Source organism: Nostoc sp. CHAB 5715 (assembly GCF_020829685.1).
Classification (GTDB): Bacteria; Cyanobacteriota; Cyanobacteriia; order Cyanobacteriales; family Nostocaceae; genus Nostoc.
This window is the reverse complement of sequence record NZ_JAIVFR010000208.1, coordinates 1-8901: the sequence shown is the minus strand read 5'-3', so window position 1 is coordinate 8901 and position 8901 is coordinate 1. Positions and strand designations below refer to the sequence as shown.

The 8901-nt window shown below is 42.4% G+C and carries 12 protein-coding genes; 7 read left to right on the top strand and 5 right to left on the bottom strand.

Features of this window, described 5'->3' with window-relative positions:
* Positions 1 to 640 precede the first annotated feature (640 nt).
* Together LC574_RS13595 and purN are read right to left on the bottom strand one after the other, a co-directional pair.
* Positions 641 to 823, bottom strand: coding sequence for a hypothetical protein (locus LC574_RS13595; RefSeq protein WP_229454012.1), 183 nt, complete (start codon positions 821 to 823; stop codon positions 641 to 643).
* The gene (purN, locus tag LC574_RS13590; RefSeq protein ID WP_229454011.1) at positions 820 to 1464 is read right to left on the bottom strand and encodes a phosphoribosylglycinamide formyltransferase; all 645 of its coding nucleotides are present in this window, start codon (positions 1462 to 1464) and stop codon (positions 820 to 822) included. The genes LC574_RS13595 and purN overlap by 4 nt, the downstream gene beginning before the upstream one ends.
* Positions 1465 to 1540: 76 nt before the next feature.
* Between purN and LC574_RS13585 the strand changes: the two genes are divergently transcribed.
* Positions 1541 to 1783: a hypothetical protein gene (locus tag LC574_RS13585; protein ID WP_229454010.1), complete on the top strand. Its 243-nt coding sequence runs from the start codon at positions 1541 to 1543 to the stop codon at positions 1781 to 1783.
* A gap of 251 nt (positions 1784 to 2034) precedes the next feature.
* Entirely contained in the window at positions 2035 to 4326 is a 2292-nt protein-coding gene (locus LC574_RS13580; RefSeq protein WP_229454009.1) for a caspase family protein, read from the top strand.
* A 180-nt stretch (positions 4327 to 4506) separates the two neighbouring features.
* Here the strand turns inward: LC574_RS13580 and LC574_RS13575 are convergent, their stop codons facing one another.
* On the bottom strand, positions 4507 to 4782 hold the full coding sequence (locus LC574_RS13575) for a BrnA antitoxin family protein (protein WP_190935122.1): 276 nt from the start codon (positions 4780 to 4782) through the stop codon (positions 4507 to 4509).
* Positions 4745 to 5059: a BrnT family toxin gene (locus tag LC574_RS13570; RefSeq protein WP_306422114.1), complete on the bottom strand. Its 315-nt coding sequence runs from the start codon at positions 5057 to 5059 to the stop codon at positions 4745 to 4747. Before LC574_RS13570 ends, LC574_RS13575 begins: the two co-directional genes overlap by 38 nt.
* 97 nt (positions 5060 to 5156) lie before the next feature.
* On the opposite strand from LC574_RS13570, the gene LC574_RS13565 reads away from it, so the two are divergent.
* The 5 genes from LC574_RS13565 (at position 5157) to LC574_RS13545 (ending at position 7707) form a co-directional block, all read left to right on the top strand.
* The gene (locus tag LC574_RS13565; RefSeq protein ID WP_229454008.1) at positions 5157 to 5381 is read left to right on the top strand and encodes a CopG family transcriptional regulator; all 225 of its coding nucleotides are present in this window, start codon (positions 5157 to 5159) and stop codon (positions 5379 to 5381) included.
* Positions 5368 to 5706 carry a type II toxin-antitoxin system PemK/MazF family toxin gene (locus tag LC574_RS13560; RefSeq protein ID WP_229454007.1) on the top strand — a complete coding sequence of 113 codons (339 nt, stop codon included), beginning with the start codon at positions 5368 to 5370 and terminating at the stop codon, positions 5704 to 5706. The genes LC574_RS13565 and LC574_RS13560 overlap by 14 nt, the downstream gene beginning before the upstream one ends.
* Before the next feature lie 126 nt (positions 5707 to 5832).
* Positions 5833 to 6069 (top strand): hypothetical protein, encoded by a 237-nt coding sequence (locus LC574_RS13555; RefSeq protein WP_267871518.1) that lies wholly within the window; start codon positions 5833 to 5835, stop codon positions 6067 to 6069.
* A gap of 148 nt (positions 6070 to 6217) precedes the next feature.
* Complete coding sequence (locus tag LC574_RS13550) at positions 6218 to 6703, top strand: DUF3368 domain-containing protein (protein WP_229454006.1); 486 nt, start codon at positions 6218 to 6220, stop codon at positions 6701 to 6703.
* Positions 6704 to 6825: 122 nt separating this feature from the next.
* The gene (locus LC574_RS13545; protein WP_229454005.1) at positions 6826 to 7707 is read left to right on the top strand and encodes a carbohydrate ABC transporter permease; all 882 of its coding nucleotides are present in this window, start codon (positions 6826 to 6828) and stop codon (positions 7705 to 7707) included.
* Between the two features lie 439 nt (positions 7708 to 8146).
* On the opposite strand, the gene LC574_RS13540 is transcribed toward LC574_RS13545, so the two are convergent.
* On the bottom strand, positions 8147 to 8740 hold the full coding sequence (locus LC574_RS13540; RefSeq protein ID WP_229454004.1) for a thermonuclease family protein: 594 nt from the start codon (positions 8738 to 8740) through the stop codon (positions 8147 to 8149).
* Positions 8741 to 8901 lie beyond the last annotated feature (161 nt).

The window sequence follows — 8901 nt, the reverse complement described above, 5'->3', positions numbered from 1 at the left end:
ATCCAAGACTCATTAAAGGAGTTCTAAGCCTGATTAATCAGTATCTAAAGACTTATTAAAGGAGTTCTGAGCCTCATTAATGACGTTAACTCAGAACTTGCACCAGTCCCAACAACCGCCTCAGAATTCATTCTGAGGCTAATAGACATCTCCAGAAATTAATTATGCGTTACCTGAAACCCTTGTAGAGACGTTGCAATGCAACGTCTCTACATTCATTTTCGGAGATGTCTAATAGCTAAAGTCTATCTATTGAAGACTGAACAAGGGTTTTAGTCTACTTTAGTGGACTTTAGCTATCAGCCCAGAAATTTATTTCTGGGCGGGCGATGGTGCTAATCGAGAATGCTGCAAGATATCATATCATGTCCGCTTGATTGCTTATTAAACCCGAAGAACCCCAAAGAGCCAAAGCTACGCTTTGTCTCCCCTCCCGAAGAGCGGGGAGGGGCTAGGGGTGGGGTGTAATGACTGTGGTTAGCATAACTATTTATGCGGACATGATATCAGTTGAGGAACGAAACCCAACTATTGCACAATACCGTTCAGTTAAGCCCAAAAACCTTGGTAGAGACGCGAAATTTTGCGTCTCTACAAGTCTAAAATCAGTACCAAAAATCCTTAACTGAACTGTATTGAACTATTGCAGGGTTTGTTGGGTTTCACGACCTTCAACCCAACCTATAAATATTCTTACAGCATTTTTCAGGTATTTAGACCACAGATGAGATGGGGAGTGGGGAGTGGGGAGTAGGGAGTGGTGTAGTTCAATTACTTGAAAAGCGCTGTAACTACAGCGTATCAAGCTACTGAAGCCTATCATTTTGATGAAGAAGCTGCTAGAGCGATCGCTAATGGTAAAATCCGATGTTCCTGAATTTGAATCCTGGCGTGGAGTGTTTCTGCTGTATCATCCGGCAATACTGGTACTGCGGCTTGCATTAATATTGGGCCACTATCCATTTCTAAACAAGCTATATGCACTGTACAACCAGTGATTTTTACCCCAGATGCTAAAGCTTGTTCTACAGCATGGATTCCCTTGAAACTAGGTAACAAACTAGGATGGATATTGATAATTTTATCAGGAAAGGCATCAATGAAAACTGATGTTAACAATCGCATCCAACCTGCCAAAATCACCCATTCCACATCGTAGTGCCGCAATGTCTGCACAATTTTATCATCAAACTCTTCTCGATTTTTATAGTTGCGGTGATTTAATAAGACAGTTTCTACACCTTGATTAGTTGCTCTTACGGCTGCTTTCGCCGAGGGGTTATTGTAAATTAAAACTTGAATTTGGGCATTTAGCTGTCCATCTTGGATAGCTTGGGCAACTACATCAAAATTGCTGCCATTCCCAGAAGCCATAATTCCCAGTTTTAAAGGAGCGACTTGTTGGCAAATATCGCTAATGCTGGGGGAAACCAAGCTCAGGGTAGAATCAGGGCAAAGGGTCATAACAGCTAAGAGGAAAAATTATAGATGTTAAAAATATATCCTAAGTACACTTTTGCGTAAAAGTGTAGCGTTTTTAATGCAAGGGGACGCATTGGCATTGTCACCCGATGCATTGGCATTGTCAACCGATACATTAGCATTGTCAACCGATGCATTGGCATTGCCACCGGATGCATTGGCATTGTCAACCGATACATTGGCATTGTCAACCGATGCATTGGCATTGCCACCGGATGCATTGGCATTGTCAACCAATGCATTAACATTGCAGGGTATTGCCAAATTTAATTTGCTACGAATTAATGAAATGCTGTACTAAGTCGTGGTTGGATAATGATACAGTAGCTGCCTGGATTTTTCTCACATAAATAAATAAGTCGTAGGGGTAAAGCGCATTACTAAACCCCTACCGCGTGGTCTATTTACCTGAAAATAGCTGTAAATTTTGCTGTAAAGATTTAGCTCATAACTCGTCCAATTGATATAAGTGATATTCTAATACTTGGTATGAACGAATCGCACACAGAGATTAAAGGCGCAGAGGATTTGATCGCAGCATAGATAAGTTAAATGGCAAAGGTAGCATTGCTGATTGGGATCAGTGAGTATGAGCCAGGGCTGAATCCGTTGCCCAGTGCAGTTAGAGATGTGGAAGCACTGTACGAGGTGCTGTTGCATCCAGAGATGGGTGGGTTTGCCGCCTCAGATATTATCCTGCTAAAAAATCCTGAGCGACAAGTTGTAGAAATGGCGATCGAAATGCTGTTCTCCAGTCGGCACAAGGATGATTTGCTGCTACTGTACTTTTCGGGACACGGCATCAAAGACGATCGCGGTAGGCTGTATCTGGCAACTCGCAACACCAGTAAGACACCGCAGGGCGAATTGATTCGCTCAACGTCGGTGTCTGCCAATTTTATTCACGATCGCATGATCGAAAGCCGCTCCCGGCGGCAGGTGGTAATCCTAGATAGCTGCTTTAGTGGCGCGTTTGCCGAAGGGATGTCTGCCAAAGATGACGGCACGATTGACATCCGGGAGCAGTTAGGCGGTGAAGGACGAGCAGTATTGACTTCTTCTACTTCGACTCAATATTCCTTTGAGGAACAAGGGCAAGATTTATCGATTTACACTCGTTTTTTGGTTGAAGGTATCAAGTCAGGAGAAGCCGATCGCGATCAAGATGAGTTTATCTCCATCGATGAACTCCATGAATACGCCAGTCAGAAGGTGCGAGAACTTCAATCGGCGATGAAGCCGGAAATTTATGCAATTCGAGAAGGCTTTAAAATTCGACTGGCAAAGGTGGCTCCGGGCGATCCCAGGCAGCGATATCGTAAGGAGGTAGCGCGATTTATTCATCGAGGCGAAATTTCTCTTGTTGGTCGTCGCACATTAGATTATCAGAGGACTCGCTTGGGATTGGAGATAACTGAGGCGAAGGCGATTGAAGATCAGGTGTTGGAACCGTACCGCAACCAGTTCCGCGAAAAACTCCAGCAGTATCAGCAGGTGTTTACTGAACTACTGGAGCGAGACGAGACAATTACCGATAGCGATCGCCACGATCTGCAAAATCTCCAGCAAATTTTGGGGCTGCGGAATGAGGACACGATGCCGATTGAGGCGCTAGTGACTGCACGGTTTAAGACGCATCAGCAAAACCTGCAAATATATCAGCAGGAGTTTACAACGGCACTACGGCAAGAGTTTCCGCTAAGTGGAGCAAGCCGCGATCGCTTACGGCAAATCCAACAGCAATTAGAGCTTGCGAATAGAGATATTGCCGCGATAGAATCTCAGATTACGGCTGAGGTAGAGGCATATCACCAAAAACTCCGGGACTACCAACGGCTGTTTTTTACTGCCACGCAACAGGAATATCCTCTGGGCGAAGCAACCCGGAATAATTTACGCCAACAGCAGCAGCGCCTGGGACTGACGGATGTAGATGTTGCACCAATCGAAGCGCAAATCACAACACAGATTGAAAGCTATCATCAAAAACTCCAGCAGTACGAGCAGGCGTTTGTGAAAGCGACGCAGCGCCAGCATTATCCAGATGAGGTGATGCGGAAGCAGTTGCAGGAAACGTGGCAGACGTTGGGGTTGAGTGATAGAGATGTGGGTGCGATCGAGAGGCGGATTAATGCGGAAATTGAAACCCATCAAGCAAACTTGCGGCAATATGAGCAAGAGTTTACAGAAGCTGTTCAGCAAGAATATCCGCTCAGTGCTTTAAAACGCTCTCAACTAACACAACGTCATCAAGCGTTGAATCTGACTGCTGAGGATGCTACTGCAATTGAAAATCCAATTATTGCTGCGATCGAGGAACATCGGCAAAAGCTTCAGCAGTATGAAGAGGTGTTTAGAGAGTCGATGCAGTTTGAATATCCTCTTAGTGATGTTACTCGTGAAGAACTTCAGCGCTTTCAGAATATTTTAGAGCTTTCTGCTCAGGAAGTAGCGCAGATTGAAGCGAAATCAATTGAAAAGAGTGAGGCAAATGTAGAAATTTTTTCTCTAGAAAGCGAAACTAAACAAAACAATCAGGTATTGCCACAAGAAGTTGTACGAAAATCAATTGAAGTAAGAGAACACAATTTCCTTAAGCCTTTTCCGCCTCGTAGAACTCAAATTCCTATAAATAAAAACGACGAAAATCAAGAGGATTTGGAACAGCATAAGATAAATGCTCAAAATTTAGAGCGATTACATAAAGATATACTTAACAGAATAGTTGCTGTAATTGCTAGTTTTTTTGGTATTATTGTTTTTTCATATATGTGGCAAACTGCAAACTTCAAAGCTCAAAACTGCAATCAAGGAATTTTTGAAACTACGATAAAATGCAAGTAAGGGGTATCTCTAAACTACAATTTTGTAAAAGCGATCGCACAAACCGGGAAAATACACGCTTGATCGAGTACGCGCAGAACTTAGTTTAAATAAAGACTCCAAGTAGAGATAATTATGAACCAAGAGCTTACTCAAGCGATGCCTCAGAAGTTCAGCTATTCCACAGTATCAATTTACTGACTATCGATGAGCTTCCATATATGCTCGCAGTAATGTATTGATCTGCGTTTGATAACCCCGTCCTTGCGACTTGAACCACTCTAATACATCGCTGTCAATGCGTAACGTCACCTGTGCTTTATTTTTTGCCGCAGGTAAACCCCGCCGAACTGTAGCCTTAGCAAACAGTTCTGGTGTAATTTCCGGGCAATCTGATAAATCAATGTCTTCATCGCTCATCGCATCAAGCCGTTGCCAATCAGTCTGAGAATTGCTCGAAATAGATTCGTTGCTCATATTTGGTTGCCTTTCTTGCAGAAATAATGCGGGTTAAATCATCACGATCTGTATGGACAACAGCAACGACTCGCCCTTGCAACAAGCCAAACGTGACGAAACGCTGCTCTGCGTAGCTGTAGCGATCGTCTTCAACCGTCACCGTGTCTTCATCAAATACTGCTGGGATATCGATAAAATCGATTCCGTGCTTGCGAAGATTAGTAAGACGTTTTGCTTCATCCCATTCAAACTCCATCACTGAAACACAGCTACGCTTACCTGATTGTAACGACAAATTGTAGTTACAGCCACTTAGTCAAACGGATCTGCTGGGCTTTGAGATTAAGCTAGGATATTAGTAGTAATTATTTTTGCTACTAATTGGTACGAATATGAATGTAGAAAAACTCTCTATTTCCTTGCCACCGTTTTTAGTTGAGTTTGTCGAAAACTACAAGCAAAATAAAGGATGTAAATCTCGTTCTCAAGTAATTGAAGAAGCATTAGAATTGTTGCGAAACCGAGAATTAGAAGCAGCTTACCGAGAAGCATCTGCTGAAGTTGATAACGATTGGGATGTGACAGTGGCAGATGGTTTAACAGATGAAACGTGGTGATATTTATTACGCAAATCTTAGTCCGGTGATGGGTTCAGAAATGGGTAAACGTCGCCCAGTGCTAATTGTTAGTAATGATATAAGTAATATTGCTGCTACTACCGTGACAATTTTACCGCTTACTTCTAATGTGAGCCGTGTTTATCCCTTTGAAGTTCTGCTTAATCCAGAAATTAGTGGTTTAACAAAACCTTCTAAAGTACAGGCGCAGCAAGTGCGAACAATTTCTAAGCAACGAATTACTAGTGAAGTATTAGGTAGTTTAAACGAAGATATGATGGTACTAATTGATGCGGCGTTGAAATTGCATTTGGGATTGGTTTGAGTTTCCAGAAAAATAGCGATGCCTACGGTGGTCACTGAGCCTGTCGAAGTGCGGTAAACTACGCACAAACCGGGAAAATATACGCGCAAAACTTAGTTTAAGTAAAGACTCCAAGTAGAGATAATTATGAACCAAGAACTTACCCAAGCGATCGCCTTAGAAGTTCAGCTATTCCACAGCATCGAGCAGAAAGAAAATTTTCTCTTTTTACTTGGTGCTTTACTTGCGAAAGTAATCAGCCTTCAAAAAGCCGCAGAAGTTATGCAACTGGAACCAGCAGAATTCCTCAAAATTCTAGACCTTATGGGAATTGAATTTTCTTACCTTTCTGAAGAAGATGTTGCTGTGGAAAAAAACTGGTAAGTAACTACACAAAATTAATTACAGTCATTGCGAGCGTTCGCGTTAGCGTCTCGAAGAGAAGCGAAGCAATCGCAAGGATTGAGATTGCTTCGCTTCGCTGCATTCGCAATGACATTGTGTAATTAATTATATTTATCTACTTAAATGAATGCAAATTGTTCTCAATTCATCACCACTGATTTTTCTCGCTAAACTGAGCTACCTGAATCAATTCATTGAATATCCTGATGATTTCTACATTCCTCAATCTGTTGCTGAGGAAATTAGCGCCAAGTCAGATCCAGCTAGCCAAACCATTCAAACGCTAATCAACACTGGTAAACTTCAAGTTCGCACATCCAGCCTTAAAACCCTCCTCAACAGCTTAAATCAACGATTGGGTAAAGGAGAATCGGAAGCGATCGCTTTAGGGATTGAGTTGAATGCAGATTATGTTTTGTTAGACGACTCAACAGCCAGAAGAGAAGCTAAAAGACTTGGTTTGAGTATCAAAGGAACGTTAGCCGTTATCAAAAAGATAAACAAAGACGGTAAAATTAGCATTGAGAGCCTTGATAGTCTTTACCAACAGATTATTGAAATTGAGTTTAGGGTTAAGCGATCTTTATTCGATCAAATCTTTTCTGAAGATTGAGTCTGACAACTAGCTCATCTATAAACCAAGAACTTACCCAAGCGATCGCTAATACTAGGAGAAACCAAGCTAAGGGTAGAATCAGGGCGGAAGGTCATAACAGCTAAGAGGAAAAATTATAGATGGCAAAAATATATACTAAGTCGTGGTTGGATAATGATACAGTAGCTGCCTGGATTTTTCTCACACCAGCACTAATTTTGCTGGGCGTTTTTATCATTTGGCCGATCGCTTATTTGTTTTACCTCAGTTTCACTGCTGGTAGTTTCACTCTAAAAGGTATTTATTGGATAGGCTTAAAAAACTATACGCGCTTGCTACTCAACCCCGACTTCTGGCAAGTTTTGGGTAACACCTTTTATTTTACTGTTGCCACTATCATTCCCAGTTTAGTTATCTCTTTGGGATTAGCAGTGTTATTAAACCGCTCCATTCCCTTGCGGGGCATCTTGCGAAGTGCCTATTTTCTGCCTTCAATTATCTCACTAGTGGCAGCTGGTTTGGGATTTCGCTGGCTGTTTCAGACATCAGGGCCAGTTAACGGACTTTTAGATTTTTTTGGTATTCCAAGCATACCCTGGCTAGCAGACACGTTTTGGGCAATGCCGGTAATTATTTTAATGAGTATTTGGAAACAACTCGGTTTCAATATGGTAGTTTTTTTAGCAGGGTTGCAAGCAATTCCTCCCAGTCGTTATGAAGCAGCAGATTTGGATGGAGCAAATGCTTGGCAACAATTTTGGTATATTACTCTCCCTGGATTGCGCCCGACTGTGATATTTGCAATCATCACTACCGCGATTTTTACATTGCGGAGTTTTGAGCAAGTTTATGTGATGACTGGTGGTGGGCCACTGAATTCGACTAATTTGTTGGTTTATTACATTTACCAAGAGGCTTTTGCTCAATTTGATTTTGGTTATGCTGCCGCCGCCGCGACGGTGTTACTAGCAGTGACGCTGGTACTAGTTTATTTGCAACTGCAAACTTGGGGAGAAGAGTAGGGGGCAGGGGGCAGGGGGCAGGGGGCAGGGGGAGCAGGGGAAGCAGGGGGAGCAGGGGGGGAATTTTGGAAGTTGTTAAGTACAGCATTTCATTAATTCGTAGCAAATTAAATTTGCCAATAGTCTCACAATGCCAATGCATTCCTCTGCAATACCAATGCGTCCCGATAAATGCTAATGTATTCTGATACAATGTTAATGCATCCCTCTGCAATACTAATGCATTCCGATACAATGCTAATGCATCCCTCTGCAATACCAATGCATTCCGATACAATGCTAATGCATCCCTCTGCAATACCAATGCATTCCGATACAATGCTAATGCATCCCCCTGCATTAAAAACGCTACGCTTTTATGTAAAACTGTACTAAGATAATACCGCAAATATGCAATGCCAAAAAATGTTGTGCATTTAATTAGAAACAGCTAGGGTTTTTACTTTTTATATAAGCTGCGATATTCCCAAGGATTCACAAATTTAGTATCACTCCAAACACCAAGGCGTTGTTGCTTGGCCTCAGCTTCGGCTTGTTGAACTAGGTCTTTACTAGGACACTTGTTTAAATAGGGACGATATACTTTTGCTAAACCTTCTTGCAACAATACCTGTTGCACAAAAGTGCCATTTTGTAAACGGACTTCAGCAATTTTACGTCCATAGCGATCGCTATCGGTGATATTCAAAGTCACGCGATCGCCTCCTTGTTGCACCAGTTGTTGCACCCGTTCTTGGGCTTTCACACCCCAAGTAAATTGATTGCGATCGCTAGTGCTTTTACTCTGCTTTTCTTTGTTAGTATGAGCTATTTCTGGCGCATCTACACAAGCAAAACGCACGGTAAGATTTTTGCCGTTAGTATCTTTCACTACTAAAGTATCGCCATCGCTGACTCGTTCAACTGGTTCTCCAGAAGTACCCATAAAGCGTAGACGCGAAGCGGCTTGTCGCACGACATCACAGCCTATCAAACCCAAAATTAGGATAGTTGCACAAAGCCAAAATCGCACTGATTTAATTAATCTCTCCATCCAAAGTTACCTGATTACCGCATTACCTATGTGGGATGATACTAGCAAAATGCAAAGATATATAGCGCTTCTCTGTTGAGTGCAATACAGACCTAACCCCGAGCCCCTTCCCTACTAGCGTTGGGGAGTAAGATTCAAAGCCTCTCTCCTTTTAGGAGAGA